Origin of the sequence: Streptomyces bluensis (genome assembly GCF_014650715.1) — a bacterium.
Classification (GTDB): Bacteria; Actinomycetota; Actinomycetes; order Streptomycetales; family Streptomycetaceae; genus Streptomyces; species Streptomyces bluensis.
Window position 1 is genome coordinate 425,262 of sequence record NZ_BMVM01000005.1, and the last position, 17,380, is coordinate 442,641.

At 72.6% G+C, this 17,380-nt stretch carries 18 protein-coding genes; 6 read left to right on the forward strand and 12 right to left on the reverse strand.

What is annotated here, in order from left to right; translation table 11 throughout:
* Positions 1-45: 45 nt before the first annotated feature.
* The 5 genes from egtD to IE262_RS39465 all read right to left on the reverse strand — a co-directional run bounded on the left by egtD (position 46) and on the right by IE262_RS39465 (position 4,890).
* The gene (egtD, locus tag IE262_RS16880; protein WP_189874528.1) at positions 46-1,008 is read right to left on the reverse strand and encodes an L-histidine N(alpha)-methyltransferase; all 963 of its coding nucleotides are present in this window, start codon (positions 1,006-1,008) and stop codon (positions 46-48) included.
* The gene (gene egtC / locus IE262_RS16885) at positions 1,005-1,880 is read right to left on the reverse strand and encodes an ergothioneine biosynthesis protein EgtC (protein ID WP_189874530.1); all 876 of its coding nucleotides are present in this window, start codon (positions 1,878-1,880) and stop codon (positions 1,005-1,007) included. The genes egtD and egtC overlap by 4 nt, the downstream gene beginning before the upstream one ends.
* A complete protein-coding gene (gene egtB, locus IE262_RS16890; RefSeq protein ID WP_189874532.1) occupies positions 1,880-3,226 on the reverse strand; it encodes an ergothioneine biosynthesis protein EgtB in 1,347 nt (448 codons plus the stop codon). The genes egtC and egtB overlap by 1 nt, the downstream gene beginning before the upstream one ends.
* Entirely contained in the window at positions 3,223-4,503 is a 1,281-nt protein-coding gene (gene egtA, locus IE262_RS16895) for an ergothioneine biosynthesis glutamate--cysteine ligase EgtA (protein ID WP_134037726.1), read from the reverse strand. The genes egtB and egtA overlap by 4 nt, the downstream gene beginning before the upstream one ends.
* Positions 4,504-4,731: 228 nt before the next feature.
* Positions 4,732-4,890, reverse strand: a complete 159-nt coding sequence (locus IE262_RS39465) for a hypothetical protein (RefSeq protein WP_229877298.1) — start codon at positions 4,888-4,890, stop codon at positions 4,732-4,734.
* A gap of 60 nt (positions 4,891-4,950) precedes the next feature.
* Between IE262_RS39465 and IE262_RS16900 the strand changes: the two genes are divergently transcribed.
* The gene (locus tag IE262_RS16900; protein ID WP_229877297.1) at positions 4,951-5,745 is read left to right on the forward strand and encodes a TIGR02452 family protein; all 795 of its coding nucleotides are present in this window, start codon (positions 4,951-4,953) and stop codon (positions 5,743-5,745) included.
* On the opposite strand, the gene IE262_RS16905 is transcribed toward IE262_RS16900, so the two are convergent.
* The 3 genes from IE262_RS16905 to IE262_RS16915 form a co-directional block, all read right to left on the reverse strand.
* A complete protein-coding gene (locus IE262_RS16905; protein WP_134037732.1) occupies positions 5,742-6,188 on the reverse strand; it encodes a type II toxin-antitoxin system PemK/MazF family toxin in 447 nt (148 codons plus the stop codon). The two genes, IE262_RS16900 and IE262_RS16905, sit on opposite strands and share 4 nt — an antisense overlap.
* A gap of 308 nt (positions 6,189-6,496) precedes the next feature.
* Positions 6,497-7,504 carry an FkbM family methyltransferase gene (locus IE262_RS16910; protein WP_189874536.1) on the reverse strand — a complete coding sequence of 336 codons (1,008 nt, stop codon included), beginning with the start codon at positions 7,502-7,504 and terminating at the stop codon, positions 6,497-6,499.
* Between the two features lie 82 nt (positions 7,505-7,586).
* Positions 7,587-7,820, reverse strand: coding sequence for a hypothetical protein (locus tag IE262_RS16915; protein WP_134037738.1), 234 nt, complete (start codon positions 7,818-7,820; stop codon positions 7,587-7,589).
* Between the two features lie 115 nt (positions 7,821-7,935).
* On the opposite strand from IE262_RS16915, the gene IE262_RS16920 reads away from it, so the two are divergent.
* From IE262_RS16920 to IE262_RS16930, 3 genes are all read left to right on the forward strand, one after another.
* Positions 7,936-8,841 carry a LysR family transcriptional regulator gene (locus IE262_RS16920; protein WP_189874538.1) on the forward strand — a complete coding sequence of 302 codons (906 nt, stop codon included), beginning with the start codon at positions 7,936-7,938 and terminating at the stop codon, positions 8,839-8,841.
* Positions 8,842-8,948: 107 nt separating this feature from the next.
* Complete coding sequence (locus IE262_RS16925) at positions 8,949-9,983, forward strand: LacI family DNA-binding transcriptional regulator (protein ID WP_189874540.1); 1,035 nt, start codon at positions 8,949-8,951, stop codon at positions 9,981-9,983.
* Between the two features lie 158 nt (positions 9,984-10,141).
* Positions 10,142-11,578, forward strand: coding sequence for an aldehyde dehydrogenase family protein (locus tag IE262_RS16930; protein ID WP_189874542.1), 1,437 nt, complete (start codon positions 10,142-10,144; stop codon positions 11,576-11,578).
* Positions 11,579-11,655: 77 nt separating this feature from the next.
* On the opposite strand, the gene trxA is transcribed toward IE262_RS16930, so the two are convergent.
* The gene (trxA, locus tag IE262_RS16935; protein ID WP_134037749.1) at positions 11,656-12,048 is read right to left on the reverse strand and encodes a thioredoxin; all 393 of its coding nucleotides are present in this window, start codon (positions 12,046-12,048) and stop codon (positions 11,656-11,658) included.
* 128 nt (positions 12,049-12,176) lie between these two features.
* Between trxA and IE262_RS16940 the strand changes: the two genes are divergently transcribed.
* The gene (locus IE262_RS16940; RefSeq protein ID WP_189874544.1) at positions 12,177-13,628 is read left to right on the forward strand and encodes a dihydrolipoyl dehydrogenase family protein; all 1,452 of its coding nucleotides are present in this window, start codon (positions 12,177-12,179) and stop codon (positions 13,626-13,628) included.
* A 10-nt stretch (positions 13,629-13,638) separates the two neighbouring features.
* Here IE262_RS16940 and IE262_RS16945 read toward each other — a convergent pair whose 3' ends face one another.
* Entirely contained in the window at positions 13,639-14,295 is a 657-nt protein-coding gene (locus tag IE262_RS16945) for a peptide deformylase (protein WP_134037755.1), read from the reverse strand.
* 237 nt (positions 14,296-14,532) lie between these two features.
* Between IE262_RS16945 and IE262_RS16950 the strand changes: the two genes are divergently transcribed.
* Positions 14,533-15,918 carry a PepSY-associated TM helix domain-containing protein gene (locus IE262_RS16950; RefSeq protein ID WP_134037758.1) on the forward strand — a complete coding sequence of 462 codons (1,386 nt, stop codon included), beginning with the start codon at positions 14,533-14,535 and terminating at the stop codon, positions 15,916-15,918.
* 69 nt (positions 15,919-15,987) lie between these two features.
* Here IE262_RS16950 and IE262_RS16955 read toward each other — a convergent pair whose 3' ends face one another.
* Both IE262_RS16955 and IE262_RS16960 read right to left on the reverse strand, forming a co-directional pair.
* Complete coding sequence (locus IE262_RS16955; RefSeq protein WP_134037761.1) at positions 15,988-16,335, reverse strand: tetratricopeptide repeat protein; 348 nt, start codon at positions 16,333-16,335, stop codon at positions 15,988-15,990.
* Positions 16,336-16,416: 81 nt separating this feature from the next.
* The coding region (locus IE262_RS16960) for an ATP-binding SpoIIE family protein phosphatase (protein WP_189874546.1) at positions 16,417-17,380 on the reverse strand (964 nt) is incomplete at its 5' end.

The following is a 17,380-nucleotide window of genomic DNA, read 5'->3' on the forward strand; positions in this document are numbered from 1 at the left end:
GCGACCTTCGGACGCTCACAGTGCAAGGACCCCTAAGCCCCGTCGTCACCGCGCCATGCTCAACGACAGCGCGAACCTGGCCTCCCGGTCCGTCCACCAGTGGGTCAACTTCAGCCCGGCGGCGGCGAGTTCACCGCGCACTCCGTCCTCGCGGAACTTCGCCGAGACCTCGGTGCGCAGATCCTCCCCGGCCGCGAAGTCCACGGCGAGGTCGACCGCCGGGATCTTCACGGTCTGTGCCCGCCGCGACCGCAGTCTCATCTCGATCCACTCGTTCTCCGCGTCCCACAGGGCGACGTGGCCGAAGGCGTCGAGGTCGAAGTCCGCGCCGAGCTCGCGGTTCACGACCGTCAGCACGTTCTTGTTGAACTCGGCGGTCACCCCGGCCGCGTCGTCGTACGCGGCCACGAGCACCGACGCGTCCTTGACCAGGTCCGTGCCGAGCAGCAGCGCGTCGCCGGGCGACATCAGGGCACGTACGGAGTCAAGAAAGCCGGCGCGTTCGGCGGGCAGCAGATTGCCGACGGTGCCGCCCAGAAAGGCCACAAGCCGCGGCACGGGCGTGTCCGGCAGCGTGAGCGCGGCGGTGAAGTCGGCGATCAGCGCGTGCACATGGAGGCCGGACCGCTCGGCGATCAGCGCCTCGCCCGCCTGCCGCAGCGCGCTCTCACTGACGTCGACGGGCACGTATGTGTGCAGGTCCGGCATGGCGTCGAGGAGGTGCCGCGTCTTGTCCGAGGAGCCGGACCCCAGCTCTACGAGGGTGCGGGCGCCGGTCGCGGCGGCGATCTCCGGTGCGCGGGCCAGCAGGATCTCGCGCTCGGCCCGCGTCGGGTAGTACTCGGGCAGTTCGGTGATCTGCTCGAACAGGTCGCTGCCGTGGGCGTCGTAGAACCACTTCGGCGGCAGTGTCCTGGGGGTGTGGGTAAGGCCGCGCAGGACATCGGAGCGCAGGGCCGCGTCCGTGGCGTCCTCGGGCAGGGTGCGGGTCAGTGGGAACGGGCTCACGCGATGGGCTCCTTGGGTGGTGCGGCTGCCTTGTCGTCGGATGCCGAGTGGCGACGGGGAACAGGCGTGTCGGTGGTGTCAGAGGAGTCCGCGGTGGGGTCAGTGGTGTGCGTCGCCTTGTCGTCCGGGTCCTTCAGCGAGGTGAGCAGGACGTCCGTACGGCTCGCCGTGAGCAGCGTGCGGTCGGGTACCTCCTGCCAGTGCGGGTCGTCGTCGTACGGCTCGGACGCGACGACCGTGCGGCGGCCGGGCTCGGACAGGTACCAGAGGGTGTCGCCCCAGGCCGTGGCGGCGATCGTGTCGCCGTTGGTGAGCAGCAGACTGAGCCGGGAACCGGGTGCCGCGCGGGCAACCTCCAGGACGGTGCCGGCGAGCGCCTGCCCCTCCTCGTCCCCGCCACGCAGCCGGTTCAGTACCAGCGCCCAGACGAACGCGGAGTCCGAGCGGGCCTCCAGCGACAGCAGCTCCGCCGGGGGCAGGGACCGTACGAGGGACGCGAGGGAGTGCGGCCAGCCGGCGACGGCCCCGTTGTGGCTGAACAGCCAGGTCCCCGAGGCGAACGGCGCCGCCGCGGCCTCCCCGTCCGCCCCCGGCAGGGTCGCGTCCCGCACGGCGGCCAGCAGCGCGGTGGTCCGCACGATCCGGGCCAGGTCCGCGAAGTTCTGGTCGCCCCAGATCGGCCCGGCCCGCCGGTAGCGTCCGGGCACCGGGTCGCCCTGCGCGTACCAGCCGACGCCGAAACCGTCGGCGTTGACCGTCCCGTACCGCTGCCGCCGCGGCGCCCACGACTGCCGGTACAGGCTGTGCGGCGGGTCCACGAGGAGCCCGCCGAGCGGCTCCTCGGGACCCAGGAACGCCAGGTGGCGGCACATCAGCCGAGCTCCGGGGAGGCGTCCCGCGCCGTGCGGAAACCGGAGAAGATCTGCCGCCGGATCGGATAGTCCCAGTTGCGGAACGTCCCCCGGCACGCCACCGCGTCCACGGCGAACGAACCACCGCGCAGCACCTTGTACTCGGGGCCGAAGAACACCTCCGAGTACTCCTTGTACGGGAACGCCGTGAACCCCGGATGGGGCAGGAAGTCGCTCGACGTCCACTCCCACACGTCCCCGATCAGCTGCCGCACCCCGAGCGGCGACGCGCCCGCCGGATAGCTGCCCGCCGGTGCGGGGCGCAGATGGCGCTGGCCGAGGTTGGCGTGGGCATCCGTGGGGTCGTCGTCGCCCCACGGATAGCGTGTCGAGCGGCCGGTGGCCGGGTCGTGGCGGGCCGCCTTCTCCCACTCGGCCTCCGTGGGCAGCCGGCGCCCCGCCCAGCGGGCGTACGCGTCGGCCTCGTACCAGGACACGTGCAGGACGGGCTCGTCCGGCGGCATGACCTCGGTGACGCCGAAGCGCCGCCGCAGCCACTGCCCGCCGTCGCGACGCCAGAACAGGGGCGCCGAGATGCCGTGCGCCTTGATGTGGCTCCAGCCCCGAGGCGCCCACCAGCGCTCGTCGTCGTACCCACCGTCCTCGATGAACGCCTGGTAGGCGCCGTTCGTCACCGGTGTGGTGTCGATGTGGAACGGCGGGACCAGGCGCCGGTGCGCGGGCCGCTCGTTGTCCAGCGCCCAGGGCTCGGTCGAGGTGCCCATCATGAACGGGCCGCCGGGCACCAGGACCTCGGAGGGTCCCGTGAACAGCGGCACCGGCTCCGGATCCGGCGCGGTCAGGGCCGCGCCGCCCTTGCGGAGCTGGTGGGTGATCAGCATCGTCTCGTCGTGCTGCTGCTCGTGCTGGGCGATCATCCCGAACGCGAAACCCGCCTCGGTGAGCCGGGTGCCGTGGAACGCGGTGCTCTCCAGCACGTCCAGCGCCCGGCCCCGTACCTCGGCCGCGTACTGACGGGCCTCGGCGGGCGGCAGCAGCGGCAGGGAGGGCCGCTCCGCCCGCGGGTGCTCGAACGCGTCGTACAGCCCGTCGATCTCGGGCCGCATCGCCTCACGCCCCGCGACGGTCCGCAGCAGCCACAGCTCCTCCTGGTTGCCGATGTGCGCCAGGTCCCACACCAGCGGGGACATCAGCGGTGAGTGCTGGGCGGTCAGCTCGGGGTCCTCGACGCAGGAGGTGAGCAGCGCGGTGCGGTCGCGCGCCGTGGTCAGCGCCTGAAGCGCACGCTCGCGCAGTGTCTCGGGGTCGGTCGTCCCGGTCGTCTCGGTGGTCTCGGGGACGGTCATGTGCGGATGTCCTTCCCGTGGACGTGGAGCAGGCTGAGCAGATCGTCGGCGGGGCAGCGGCCCCGGGCCACATAGCGGTCGGTGAACGCGGCGACGGCCGCGCACACCTCGGTGCTCGCCCCCAGCCGGGGCAGCGCCCCGGCGGCCGCCTCGAAGCAGACGACCGCCGCCTCGTGCAGTTCGGGGTCGGCGAGACCCGACCGGGCGGCCGTGATCCACAGCGGATTGCACGGAGCGGGCAGCGACCCCGCCCGCTCGGCGAGCGGTTTGACGGTCCGGTAGGCGACCTCCGCCGCCTCCGGGTCCTCGAACAGGGCGGCCGTCACCGCGAGCGGCACCATCCACCCGTCCTCTCCGGGCTGGGCGTCGATCATGCGCAGTTCGAGGTGACCGCGGGGCCGTACGGGTGGGAAGAGGGTCGTCAGGTGGTAGTCGAGATCCGCACGACCGGGCGGATCCGCAGCCCGGGTCCAGTCCCGGAAACTCATGTCCTCCGGGACGCCCCAGGGGCCCTCGTCGGCCCGGACGCACATCACCGGCGCGTCCAGCACATGCCGCGCCCAGGCCGCCCGCGGATCACCGTTCAGCCGGGGAGCGCTGGTCCGGCCGGGGTCCATCGCCGCCCACAGGGACTGCCGCGTGGAACGCCAGCCGGTGGCGCGGCCACCGGCGACCGGGGAGTGGGCGAACGCCGCCAGCAGGACCGCGCCCAACTGGTGCGCCAGCCACCAGCGCCGCCCGTAGCCCAGCGGGCCCGGCTCCTCGTACCCGGCGTCCAGACATATCTGGACGGACGCGGTGGAGCACATCATGGCCCGGCCCTCGGGCCCGTAGCGGTCGAGGCACTGCTCCATCGCGTCGTAGCGGGGCTCGTGAAGGTAGCGGCGGGGAGGTTTCCAGGGATCGTGGCCGAAGCCGCTGAGGGCGAGGTCCGCCTCGCGCAGTACGGCGCGGACGGCGGTCAGGTCGGCGGACACGGACCCGATGAGTTCCGTCAGGGAGGTGGCGGGCGCCGAGCTGAGCTCCAGCTGGCCGCCGGGTTCGACGGTGAGCGCCGAGGAGAGGGGCAGGGTCCGCAGGGCGGCGTAGGCCGCTGAGAGACGTTCGGGTGAGGCCGGGAGCCGCGGGTCGCGCAGCTCGTGGACGAGCCATTCCAGTTCGACACCGAGGGTGCGGGGCGGCCCGGTCTTGAAGCAGATGCCACGGACCAGCGCCTCGACCTCGGCCTCGGTGACGACGGGGCGTTGCCCCGCACAGTCACCAGCTGAATCGGACATGTCGGATCCTCCTGAGGTTCCACCCTGCCGTCGGTCCGGTGCCGGAGCGGCCCGGACCGGCCAGGTTCGGTCCCACCCAAGACCCTCACGCCGGTTCGCACAAGGGCGCACATCGTATGTTTCCGTGCCCGAAAACCTCTCCTTCAAGGGGCTCGACGACGTGTTTTCGCAGCCTTCACGGCCCGTCCCGGACCAGGAAACTCCGTTGCGGCACAGGACCAGCATCGCTCAGGATTCCTGCATGAGCACGGCGGGGGAGACGACTGGGGGGACGCTCATGGCGCGCACGGGGGTGGCGCCATGAGCGCGCGACTGCGCGGCGAGCGAGCCGAAGGGGCGCGCCGGTGTGGAGAGGTCGAGCGCGCGGAGGCCCGAAGGGCTGAGCACGGTCGGGCTCTCCACACCGGCTGTAGCGCCCCGGAGGCGAGCCGAGCCTTAAGACGCAGCCTGGCACGGGACACGGAGGAGATCGTCGCCAGGGGCGTGTACCGCACGGCCGGCGGGCGCGAGGTGTCCATCGCCGGGGCCGTCGCGGCGGCGCGTGCCGGAACGCGGCTGTTCGGCCCGGACCCGGTGGAGACGCCGCGGGTCGCCCCCGCCCCCACGCGGATCGAGGTCACCGGGGAGAGCAGCCTGGAGGCCGCGCGGCGGCTGGTCCGCGACAGCACCCCGCCGGTCGCCGTGCTGAACTTCGCCTCCGCCCGAAACCCCGGCGGCGGCTTCCTCAACGGCGCGCAGGCCCAGGAGGAGGCCCTGTGCCGGGCCTCCGCGCTGTACACGTGCGTCCGGGAGGTGCGCGCGTTCTACGACCACCATCGCGCCCACCGTGACCCGTTCTACACGGACCGTGTCATCCACTCACCGGCCGTACCCGTCTTCCGTGACGACCGGGGACGGCTCCTGGACGAGCCGTACACCGCCGGATTCCTGACCGCCGCCGCGCCGAACGCGTCGGTCGTACGGCGTACGGCGCCGGAGCGAGCCCCCGAACTGCCGCGGGCCCTCGCCGTCCGCGCCGCACGGGTACTGGAGACGGCCGCGGCGTGCGGCCACCGCCGGCTGGTGCTGGGGGCGTGGGGCTGCGGGGTGTTCGGGAACGATCCGGGGACGGTGGCCGGGGCGTTCAGGGAACTGCTGGTCGGAGGGCCTTTCGAGGGCGGCTTCGAGCACGTGGTCTTCGGCGTGCTGGACCGCACACGGGGTGCGGTGGTCCGGGGTGCCTTCGAGCGGGCGTTCGTTTAAACCCACCCGTACCGCTCCCGCAACCTGTGCACCACGGAGTTGAACCGCATCCGGTCCAGCGCGCACGCCTCCCTCCGCATCCCCGACTCATGCAGCCGCAGCACCCGGTCCACGTCCACCCACGACTCCCGCCCCGACCGGTCCCACGGCCCGCTGCCGATCGGCACCCATTCGCGGTCGCCGTCGCGCCGCTTGCTGGACAGCTGTACGGCGAGCAGGGTGCCCGAGGGCTCGCGGGCGACCACCAGCACGGGCCGGTCCTTGCCCCGCCCGTCGTTCTCCTCGAACGGCACCCACGTCCACACGATCTCCCCGGGGTCGGGGTCGCCGTCGTGCGCGGGCGAGTACTCGGTGCGCACGCGGCCCACCCCGCGGGGGTCGGCCTCGGTGGTGGCGGAGGGGCCGTAGCGGCCGGGGACGTCTTCAGAGGTAAAGGCTGTCACGCGGCACACGTTAGGCCTCAGGCTCATCCCGGTACGCGTCGGCCCCCTTACGGCTAAAAGCCGGGCCGCGGTGGCCGTGCGGCAGGCGTGGCTGCGGAGGCTCTTGGGCGACTGATCTCGCCCCCGCCGCCCCTACCCGTCCCATCTCCAGGGGCTCCGCCCCTTGGACCCCGCCAAGGGGGCTCCGCCCCCTGGACCCCCGCTCCTCAAACGCCGGAGGGGCTGGAATGTGGGGCCCGGCTGAGAGGCGGCCCGCGAGACGAGGCCCACGTAACGCCGGACCTGGGGCGGGCCGGAGGCAGTCCCGCTCAGCTCGTCGAGGGCGCCGCGTCCGCGCGCATCATCACGCAGTCGAACTCGACCACGCGCCCCGTGGTCTCCTCCCGCGTGACCGGATACATACCGGTGATCCCGAACCCGCCGGCCTCGTACGTGGCGATCGCCTCGCCCATCTCCGGGCTGCCCTCGTACAACCGCAGTGCGGCGACCTCCGACTGAAGACCCACGAAGTCCGCGATCCGTTCCCCGGCGCCCGCGAAGACCTCCAGGTCGTAGCCCTGCGTGTCCATCTTGAGGTAGGGCCGGGGGTCGGCGATGCCTTTCAGGGACTGTTCGATCACCCCGTCCAGCCGCCGGATCTCGATCTCCTCGGTCTGCGTCTTCGCGAACCGCTTGTAGCGGCCACGGCCGTAGTCGCTCGGCGGCAGCAGCGAGTTCATCGAGTTCCAGCCGGTGTGGATGGACCGCGAGGTCTCCTCGCGCCCCAGGGCGTAGTGGTGCACCTGCCACTCGGGGTCGTCCCGCGCGGCCCGTTCCAGGCGGGCGAAGGCGTCCGCGGTGGGCTCGAAGGAGACGATCCGGCCGGTGTAACCGAACCGGCGCAGCCGCTTGGCGTACTGGCCGGCGTTGGCCCCCACGTCGAACACGCAGTTCACCCCGTAGGCGGCCAGCATCCCTGCCACGTGCTGCGCGCACAGGTACGCTCCGGCCGCCAGCTGGAACCGGCGCTCGTCCGCCCCCGTGTTCTCCGTCATCAGCAGATGCGCCCCGGTGTCGCCGAGCGGGACATCGGTCCACTCGCCGGACGGCTCCGGGGCCTTGCGGGCCTTCTTGTCGAGGACCACCCACACGCCCTTGCCCGCGCGGGCCACCGAGTACCGGTCGGCGCCCCTGGCCAGCAGGTCCGCGCCCGGCTGCAGCGGGATACGGGTGGGAGCGCCGCGCCGGGAGACCACCGCGGTTCCCGGGCCGAGATCGGTCACCCGCACACCCAGCCGCGGTATCGCCCTCAGCAGTCTTCGGTACATCGTCTCCATCCGCCCACCCTCGCAGAGATGGCGCGAATCGGAAGCACGCTTGAGCGATTTCACACCAAGCGTCCCTCGGCGGCCGGGGCGGTCAGCGACCGGCCGGGCCGCACGGTTCGCGCACCGCGTCCGGAGCGGCGGGCCGGCTCCGGGAGACGACGCGCATACCGCGCTCGTCGACGATCCGGACCTGGACCGAGCCGCACCCGCAGCGAATCCACACGGTGTGCCCCGTGGCCGTGGCGTGCCGGGACACGACCTGGAACGGCTCGGCACGGTCGGGCCAGCCGCAGTGCGGGCAGGCACTGGACGTTGTGCTGGTCATGGCGACTCCTCAGTACGGCGGGAAGGGTTGACCGTCGCGACACAGCCAGGGTGAGCCGAAGCCGTCGTACAAGTCCAGGTTGACTTTCTGGACTCCACTGTGAACCGTAGCCTTCATGATTGACCTGCGCCGACTGCACGTCCTGAGGGCGGTCGCCCACTACGGCACGGTCACCGCGGCCGCCCGCGCCCTGCACTTCACCCCGTCCGCCGCCTCCCAGCAGATCCGTCAGCTCGCCCGCGACCTGGGCGTCGACCTGCTGGAACCGCAGGGCCGCGGCGTCCGGCTCACCTCGGCGGCACAGAGCCTGCTCGCGCACGCGGACGCCATCCAGGCCCGCTGGGAGCAGGCCGAACTGGACCTGCGCGCCGATCACGGGGCCCCGTCCGGCATCCTGCGCACGAGCGGATTCCCCGTCGCCGTCTCGGTGCTCCTGGCGCCGACGGCGGCCCGCCTGCGCGCCCTGTACCCGCGTCTGTCCGTACGGATCCAGGAGACGGAAGTGCCGAGGAGCTTCGACCTGCTCTTCGAGGGGCAGACCGACCTGGCGGTCGTCGAGGCGACCCCGCAGAACCCGCCCCTCGCCGACGCGCGCTTCGACCAACAGCCGCTCCTGGACGACCCGTTCGACCTGGTCGTCCCCGCGGACCATCCCCTCGCGGGACACGAGCGCGTCGACCTCTCGGAGGCGGCGCACGAGGACTGGATCGCCCCGGTGCCCGAGAGCCCCTGCCGCCCCCACGTGATGTCGGCGTGCGGCGGCGCCGGCTTCAGCCCGAACGTCGTGCACCACGCGCTGGACTGGAACGTCTGCGCCCACCTCGTCGCCCACCGGCTCGGCGTCGCCCTCATCCCGCGCCTCGCCCAGCTGACCCCTCACCTGCCCATCACCCGCGTCGGCTGCACCGGCAACCCGCACCGCAAACTCCTCACCTGCACGAGGGGCGGCGGCGCCCAACGCCCCGCCGTGGCCGCGGCGTTGCAGGAATTGCGTAAGGTGGCTCCCACAGCGGTGGCGTGAAACACCCGGTGAGGGGTGGCTCCCCGCGAACCTGCCCTCTGCCCTGCTGCCGCCCCGACTTCCTCTGCCCGAACGCCCGTCACAGCTTCTGTAAAGATGCGTACGTCATGGTCCCCATACCGAAACAGCCCGCTCCGCCGCCGCCCGCACAACGATCTGTGCCGACGAGTGCCGATGTGGCGCGCCTTGCGGGTGTCTCACGCGCGACCGTCAGTTACGTCCTCAACAACACCAGCGCCGTCCGGATCAGCGAGCCCACACGCCGCCGTGTCCACGAGGCCGCCAGGGAACTCGGGTACGTGCCGCACGCGGCCGCCCGCAGCCTGCGCGCCGGTCACAGCCGCATGGTCCTCATGCCCGCTCCGCACGTACCGGCGAACCCGCTGTACAGCCAGTTCATCAATGAGATCCAGTGGGCGCTCAGCCGCCTCGACTACACCGTCGTCCAGTACGGCAGCATCGGCCTCCACGGCGACGAGGCCGCCCGCGCATGGGCCGAGCTGCGCCCGGTCGCGGTGATCGTGCCCGGCGCCGGACTCGGCCCGAAGGGGGTCGCCGTCCTCAAACGGTCCGGCGCCCGGGCCGTCGTCACCATGGGACCCGAGCCCGTCGAGGGCGCGCACGGGATGCTCCTGGACCACGCCGAGCTCGGGCGCAGCGCGGGAGCCCACCTCGTGGCCGAGGGCCGCCGCCGCATCGGTGTCGTGGTGCCCGAGGAGCGCGGCCTGAGCATCTTCTCCGGCCCCAGACTCACCGGCGTGCGGCAGGCGGTCCAGGGCACCGACGCCACGGTGACCGAACTGCCGCTCGCGTACGAGGAGAAGGCCGCGGCCGAGCTCGCGGCGCGTTGGCGCTCCCTGGGACTGGACGCCGTGTTCGCGTACAACGACGAGTACGCGATGCTGCTGATGCGCGCCCTCCAGGACGAGGGCATCGCCGTGCCCGGGGAGACGGCCGTGATCGGCGCCGACGATCTCGTGCTCGGCCGGCTGCTGCGGCCCCGTCTGAGCACCGTCCACATGGAACTGCCGGCCGGGCGGGACCTCGCGGAGCTGGTGGACCGGGCCGTCCGCGAGCCCGACGGGAAACCCGAGACGCACCAGGTACTCGGGTTCCGGGTGGTGCGCCGGGAATCGAGCTGACCCGCCGGGGTACCCGACTCGTGTGATGCCGGAGCGTAGGATTCGCGCAACTCCTGGTCGGATTGCTGGAGTTGTGTGTCGGTCAGGTGGGGCAGGCGGCACGTTGAGGGGGACGTCTTCCTCCCGCCCGGTGATCAGCGAACGATCGGAGTGCCGTCATGCCGCTGCTCGACCCGAAGACCTGGCAGTCCCGCACCCTGTCGGGCGGTGAGTACGCCGTCACCGAGCCCGCGACCGGCGAGACGCTCGCCACCGTCACGTCGGCCTCCGCCGACGACGTGGCGACGGCCACCGGGCAGGCCCGTGCGGCGCAGGCCGCGTGGGCCCGCACCCCGCACTTCGTCCGCGCCGGGGTGTTGCGCAGGGCGGGCGATCTGTTCACCGCGCACGCGGAGGAACTGCGCGACTGGATCGTGCGGGAGTCCGGCTCCGTCCCGGGCAAGGCGGAGTTCGAACTGCACGTCGCGGCGCAGGAGTGCTACGAGGCAGCCGCGCTGGCCTCACGCCCGACCGGCCAGATGCTGCCCTCCGAGGCACCCCGGCTGTCGTACACGCGGCGGGTCCCGGTCGGCGTCGTCGGCGTGATCTCCCCGTTCAACGCCCCGCTGATCCTGTCCATCCGCTCCGTCGCCCCGGCCCTCGCCCTCGGCAACGGCGTCGTCCTGAAGCCGGACCCGCGCACCGCCGTCTGCGGCGGGCTCTGCCTGGCCGCCGTCCTCGCGGAGGCCGGACTGCCCGAGGGGCTGCTGCATGTGCTGCCCGGCGGCCCGCAGACCGGCCAGGCGCTGGTCGCCGACCCGCTCGTGCCCGTCATCTCCTTCACCGGGTCGACGGCCGCCGGACGCGCGGTCGGTGAGGCGGCGGGACGGCATCTCAAGCGGGCGCACCTGGAGTTGGGAGGCAACTCCGCGCTCATCGTGCTGGAGGACGCCGACATCGACGCGGTGATCTCCACGGCCGCGTGGGGATCGTTCTTCCACCAGGGGCAGATCTGCATGACGACGGGCCGCCACCTCGTCCACGCCTCCCTGTACGAGGAATACGTCGAGCGGCTCGCGGCGAAGGCCGACTCGCTCGCCGTCGGAGATCCCTACCGCGAGCAGGTCCACCTCGGTCCCGTCATCGACGACTCCCAGCTCACCAAGATCAGAAGCCTGGTGGAGTCCAGCACGGCAGGCGGCGCCAGGCTCGTGGCGGGCGGCACGCACGAGCGGCTGTTCTACCGGCCGACCGTCCTCGCCGGGGTCGACGACTCCACCCCCGCCTACGCCGAGGAGGTCTTCGGCCCCGTCGCGCCCGTACGGCCCTTCAAGGACGCCGACGACGCCGCCGCTCTCGCCGACGACGGCCCGTACGGTCTGTCGCTGGGCATCGTCACCCGCGACACGGCGCGCGGCCTCGACCTGGCCGAGCGCATCCCTACCGGTATCGCCCACATCAACGACCAGACCGTCAACGACGAGGCCGTCGCGCCGTTCGGCGGGATCGCCGCCTCCGGCACCGGCGCCCGCTTCGGCGGCGAGGCCAATCTGGAGGCCTTCACCGAACTGCGCTGGACGACGGTGCGCGGGGACGTGGCTGCGTACCCCTTCTAGGGAGCACTCGCTTCTGGGAGCCCCCGGTTCTGGGAGCACCTGGGACCGGGGGCCCACCGGCCCGCGGCCGACGGGATCTACCGCACCTGGCCGTCGCCCTCGGCCTTGGCCTGCTGCTCGGCGACCGACTTGCGGACCTCGTCCATGTCCAGGTTCCGGGCCTGGCCGATGACGTCTGTCAGGGCAGCCTCGGGCAGGGCGCCCGGCTGCGCGAACACGGCGACCCGGTCACGGACGATCATCAGCGTCGGAATCGACTGGATGCCGAAGGCCTGGGCCAGCTCCGGCTGCGCCTCGGTGTCCACCTTCCCGAACACCAGATCCGGGTTCTCCTCCGCCGCCTTCTCGTAGACCGGTGCGAACTGACGGCACGGCCCGCACCAGGACGCCCAGAAGTCGATCAGGACGAAGTCGTTGTCCGTGACCGTCTGGTCGAAGTTCTCCTTGGTGAGCTCCACGGTGCTGCTCATCGCGTGTATCCCTCTCCTGGAAATCGGGGCTCTGGGGCAAGCCGCTGTCGGTAACGCCGCCCCGCGGTGGCGTATTCCGCGCGCGTACCCGTGTGGCCACCGCGCACACCACCCACCAGACTGACCCCATGACGGACACGGAATCCGCAGAAGACTCTGCACCTCTCACATACGACGTCGTGGTGCTCGGCGCCGGGCCGGTGGGCGAGAACGTCGCCGACCGTACCCGCGCGGCCGGCCTGTCCACCGCGGTCGTCGAGAACGAACTCGTCGGCGGCGAGTGCTCGTACTGGGCGTGCATGCCCAGCAAGGCCCTGCTGCGCCCGGTCATCGCCCGCGCCGACGCCCGCCGCGTACCCGGCCTGCGGCACCTGGTGCAGGGCCCCCTCGACGCGGCCGCGGTCCTCGCCCACCGCGACTACGAGACCTCGCAGTGGAAGGACGACGGCCAGGTCCGGTGGCTGGAGAGCATCGGCGCCGTGCTCCACCGGGGGCACGGACGCCTCGACGGCCCCCGCCGGGTCACCGTCGAAGGCCCGGACGGCACGCGCCAGGTGCTGGCGGCCCGGCACGCCGTCGCCGTGTGCACCGGCAGCCGCGCCCTTCTGCCCGGCTTGCCGGGGCTGGACCGGGTACGGCCGTGGACGAGCCGCGAGGCGACCAGCGCGCAGGCCGTGCCCGATCGGCTGGTCGTGATCGGCGGCGGCGTCGTGGCCGTGGAGATGGCCACGGCCTGGCAGGCCCTCGGCTCCCGGGTCACCGTCCTCGTCCGCGGCAAGGGCCTGCTGCCCCGCATGGAGCCCTTCGCGGGGGAACTGGTCGCCGAGGCGCTCACGGAGGCCGGCGTCGAGGTGCGCACCGGTACGTCGGCCGAGTCGGTCACCCGCGAGAACGGAACCGTCGTGGTGCGCACCGACGCCGGGGACCGCGTCGAGGCCGACGAGATCCTCTTCGCCACCGGGCGCGCTCCGCGCACGGACGACATCGGCCTCGACACGATCGGCCTGGAGCCGGGCTCCTGGCTGCCGGTGGACGACAGCCTCCGCGTCACGGGAAGCGAATGGCTGTACGCGGTCGGCGACGTCAACCACCGTGCGCTCCTCACCCACCAGGGCAAGTACCAGGCGCGTATCGCGGGCGCCGCCATCGCCGCCCGCGCGGCCGGTGTCCCGCTCCTGGAGACCGACCCCTGGGGCGCCCACGCCGCCACCGCGGACCACGCCGCCGTACCCCAGGTGGTGTTCACCGACCCGGAGGCCGCGGCCGTGGGTCTCTCGCTCGCCGAGGCCGAACAGGCCGGTCACCGGGTCCGCGCCGTGGACGTCGACATCGCCTCGGCCGCGGGAGCCGGCCTCTACGCCGACGGCTACCGTGGCCGCGCCCGCATGGTCGTCGACCTGGACGAGGACATCCTGCGCGGCGTCACCTTCGTCGGCCCCGGCGTCGGCGAACTGATCCACTCGGCGTCGATCGCGGTCGCCGGACGGGTCCCGGTCAGCCGCCTCTGGCACGCGGTCCCGTCGTACCCGACGATCAGCGAGGTCTGGCTGCGGCTGCTGGAGGCGTTCCGGGACACGTGAGCCGGGACCGTCAGCCGGGCAGCGGAAAACCGAGTGATTCCGCCGCCCGGTGCGGTACGGGCTCGTTCCAGAGATCGGCCACGGCCTGGTTCGAGGACAGGGAGCGCAGTTCGGCGCGGTCGAGATAGAGCGTGCCGTCCAGGTGGTCCGTCTCGTGCTGGACGATGCGGGCGGGCCAGCCGGAGAACTCCTCGTCCACCGCACGCCCGTGCTCGTCCAGCCCCGTGAGCCGGACCCGGGCGTGCCGGGCCACGACGGCCTGCCAGCCCGGCACGCTCAGGCAGCCCTCGAAGAACGCGGCGCGCTCGGCGCCCACGGCCTCGTACTCCGGGTTGACCAGGACACGGAAGGGCTGCGGTACCCGGCCGCGCGCGAGCCGCACCTCCTCGGGCACCGGCGCCGGGTCCTCGATGACGGCGATCCGCAGGCCCACCCCGACCTGCGGCGCGGCGAGCCCGACACCGGGTGCGGCGTGCATGGTCGCGCGCAGGGCGACGACGAAGCGGACCAGGAGCGCCGGGTCCAGCTGGCCGTCGAAGGGCTCGGCGGGCCGCCGCAGCACCGGGTCTCCCGCGGCGACGATCGGCAACGGGCCCTCGTGGGAGAGGAGTTCCTCGACCCGGTCACGGATCCGGCGGGAGGTCGGACGGTCGCTCTGTGATGCCATCGCGCCAGCATGCCAAGCGGCGTCGCGCGATGCGGGTCGGACAGTCCGGAAGAGGTACGGACCACACCGCGCTCCAGACATCACCGCGCCACCCGCCACACCGCGCTACAGGCCGCACCGCGGAAGCGCCCAGCCTCGATGTGATCCATGCCACGTGCGCGTCCAGGAACTCGGCGCCCCCTCGCCCCGACTACTGGACCACAACGACGTCCCCTTCCTCCCCGGAGTAGCCCGCCGATGTCCACTGCTCCCTCGACCGAGACGGGCGAGTCCCAGGAACCCGTCACCGCCCCCCGACCCCGCCCGGCCGTCACGCTCAGACCGCTCGTCCTGCGGCTGCACTTCTACGCCGGTCTCCTGGTCGCCCCGTTCCTGCTGGTCGCCGCGCTGACCGGCCTCCTGTACGCGGCCTCGTTCCAGGCCGAGAAGATCGTGTACGCGGACGAGCTGACCGTCCCCGTCGGTGATCGCAAGCTGCCGGTGTCCGAGCAGGTCGCCGCCGCCCGCACGGCGCACCCCGAAGGCAGGATCTCCGCCGTACGCGTGTCGCCGGAGGACGACGCCACGACCCGGGTGCTGCTGTCCGGCGTCCCCGGCGTGGAGGACACCCACACACTCGCGGTGTTCGTCGACCCGTACACCGCCGAGGTGCGCGGGTCGCTCGAACAGTACGGATCGACGGGCGCCCTGCCCCTGCGCACATGGATCGACGAGTTCCACCGCGATCTGCGCCTCGGGGAGAGCGGCCGTCTCTACAGCGAACTCGCGGCCAGCTGGCTGTGGGTGATCTCGGCCGGCGGGCTCGCGCTGTGGTTCGGCCGCCGACGGGCGCAGCGCAAGGTGCGCGGCACCAGCGGCCGGCGCCGCACCCTCGGCCTGCACGGCACCGTCGGCGCGTGGGCGGCCGCCGGGTTCTTCTTCCTCTCCGCGACGGGCCTGACCTGGTCCGCGTACGCCGGGGCCAACGTCGAAACCCTGCGCACCGCGCTCGGTCAGGCGACCCCGGCGATATCGACGAGCGCGGGCGACCACGCGGGCCACGGTGACGGCGCGACCCCGTCCGGCAGGGCAGCCGAGGGCGACCTCGACAAGATCCTCGCCACGGCACGCGCCGAGGGGCTCGGCGACCCGGTGGAGATCGTGCCGCCCGCCGACGCGTCCTCCGTGTACGTCGTGCAGCAGATCCAGCGCAGCTGGCCGACGAAGCAGGACGCGGTGGCCGTGGACCCGGCGACGAACGAGGTCACGGACACCGTCCGGTTCGCGGACTTCCCCGTACTCGCCAAGCTCAGCCGCTGGGGCATCGACGCCCACACCGGCGTCCTGTTCGGCCTGGTCAACCAGCTCGCCCTGATGGCCCTGGCGCTCTCGCTGATCCTCCTCATCCTCTGGGGCTACCGCATGTGGTGGCAGCGCGGCCGCGGCTCGGCCTTCGGCCGCCCCATCCCGCGCGGCGCCTGGCAGCAGGTGCCTCCGCAGATCCTGGTCCCCGCGATGGCGGCCGTCGCCGTCCTCGGCTATTTCGTCCCGCTCCTGGGCATCCCGCTCGCGGCTTTCATCGCGGTGGACGTCGTGCTCGGCGAGATCGCGTACCGGCGGGGCAGGCGGACGTACACGCAGTAGCGCGACGTGCGCGTACGCGACGGCGGGCTCCCCTCAGGGGTGAGCCCGCCGTCCGGTCGGAGCGCTCTGTCAGAGCTGCTCGAAGTCGCCGCCGAGGGCGGAGGCGATCCGCAGGTGCGACTCCGCCTCCTCGTGCCGCCCCTGCCGCTCCAGCGTGCGCCCCAGCATCAGCCGGGCGTAGTGCTCCACCGGATCGCGCTCGACGATCACGCGCAACTCGGCCTCCGCACGGCGCAGCTGGGCCGAGTGGTAGTACGCGCGTGCCAGCAGCAGCCGCGGGCCGGTCTGCTCCGGCACCTCGTCGACCAGCGCGCCGAGGGTCCGCGCCGCGGCGGCGTAGTCCTTGGCCTCGAAGAACATCCGCGCCCGCTCCCAGCGCTCCGCGGCCGTCCCGTGGTCGTAATACGTCGTGTCCACTCGTGACCTCCTTCGCGGCGTACAACCCGAAGAGGCGGTTGAACATTCCACTACTTGGTCGCGTCTCGGCGCCGGCGTGGGCTACTGGGCCCGGCGCTCGAAGGACAGCGCGTCCAGGTCTCCCGCGAAATCCTCGGCGTTCAGGAACAGCAGGTCCTGCGCATCGGACGGCCGGTCCAGGCGGCCGTCCGGGCCGAGCAGTGTCTGTTCGGTCCAGATGCACTTCCCGTGCGGCGTGTACCGCGCACCCCAGCGCTGGCAGAGTGCCGTGATCAGCTGTAGCCCGCGCCCGCCCTCGTCGGTGTCCGTGGCGCGGCGGATGCGGGGCATGGTGAGGCTGCCGTCGAAGACCTCGCAGATCAGTCTGGCGTCGTGCAGCAGACGCAGGCCGACCGGGCCCTTGGCGTGGCGTACGACGTTGCCGACCATTTCGCTGGCCAGCAGTTCCGTGGTGGGGGTCAGTTCGTCCAGGCCCCAGGCGGAGAGCTGCTCGCGGACGTGGCGGCGGGCCAGGCCGGCCGCCTTCGGGTCATTGGGCAGTGGCCAGGAGGCCATCCTGTCCTCGGTCAGGGCGTGGAGGCGGGCGACGAGGAGCGCCGCGTCGTCGGCCGCCTGGTGCTCGCCGGAGAGCAGCCCGGCCGTGAGGGTGTCGCACAGAGTCTCCAGGTCCACGTCGACGCCCTCTTCGTGGGCGGCGCGCAGCAGTCGGGCAAGGGCCGACATCCCCTCGTCGACCTCCCGTTTGGCCGACTCGACGAGGCCGTCGGTGTAGAGCACGAGCAGGCTTCCCTCGGGCACCGCCAACTCGACCGTCTCGAACGGCGGCTTCGCCGCGCCCAGCGGCGGATCGGTGGCCAGTTCCGGGAAGTGCACGGTGCCGTCGGGGTGCACCAGGGCCGGGGGCGGGTGCCCGGCGCGGGCGAGGGAGCAGACCTGGGTGGTGGAGTCGTAGAGCGCGTACAGGCAGGTGACGTACGAGTCCTCGCTCATGTCGCCGACGATGTCGTTGAGGTGTCCCATGATTTCGTCGGGCGGCAGTTCGAGG

Excerpts from the sequence above, each read along its gene's own strand:
- IE262_RS16920 (WP_189874538.1), top strand. The coding sequence starts at position 7,936 with ATGATTGACCTGCGCCGACTGCACGTCCTGAGGGCGGTCGCCCACTAC.
- IE262_RS16945 (WP_134037755.1), bottom strand. The coding sequence starts at position 14,295 with ATGGCATCACAGAGCGACCGTCCGACCTCCCGCCGGATCCGTGACCGG.
- IE262_RS16930 (WP_189874542.1), top strand. The coding sequence starts at position 10,142 with ATGCCGCTGCTCGACCCGAAGACCTGGCAGTCCCGCACCCTGTCGGGC.
- IE262_RS16910 (WP_189874536.1), bottom strand. The coding sequence starts at position 7,504 with ATGGAGACGATGTACCGAAGACTGCTGAGGGCGATACCGCGGCTGGGT.
- egtB (WP_189874532.1), bottom strand. The coding sequence starts at position 3,226 with ATGACCGTCCCCGAGACCACCGAGACGACCGGGACGACCGACCCCGAG.
- IE262_RS16940 (WP_189874544.1), top strand. The coding sequence starts at position 12,177 with ATGACGGACACGGAATCCGCAGAAGACTCTGCACCTCTCACATACGAC.
- IE262_RS16950 (WP_134037758.1), top strand. The coding sequence starts at position 14,533 with ATGTCCACTGCTCCCTCGACCGAGACGGGCGAGTCCCAGGAACCCGTC.
- IE262_RS16925 (WP_189874540.1), top strand. The coding sequence starts at position 8,949 with ATGGTCCCCATACCGAAACAGCCCGCTCCGCCGCCGCCCGCACAACGA.
- IE262_RS16915 (WP_134037738.1), bottom strand. The coding sequence starts at position 7,820 with ATGACCAGCACAACGTCCAGTGCCTGCCCGCACTGCGGCTGGCCCGAC.
- egtC (WP_189874530.1), bottom strand. The coding sequence starts at position 1,880 with ATGTGCCGCCACCTGGCGTTCCTGGGTCCCGAGGAGCCGCTCGGCGGG.
- trxA (WP_134037749.1), bottom strand. The coding sequence starts at position 12,048 with ATGAGCAGCACCGTGGAGCTCACCAAGGAGAACTTCGACCAGACGGTC.
- egtA (WP_134037726.1), bottom strand. The coding sequence starts at position 4,503 with ATGTCCGATTCAGCTGGTGACTGTGCGGGGCAACGCCCCGTCGTCACC.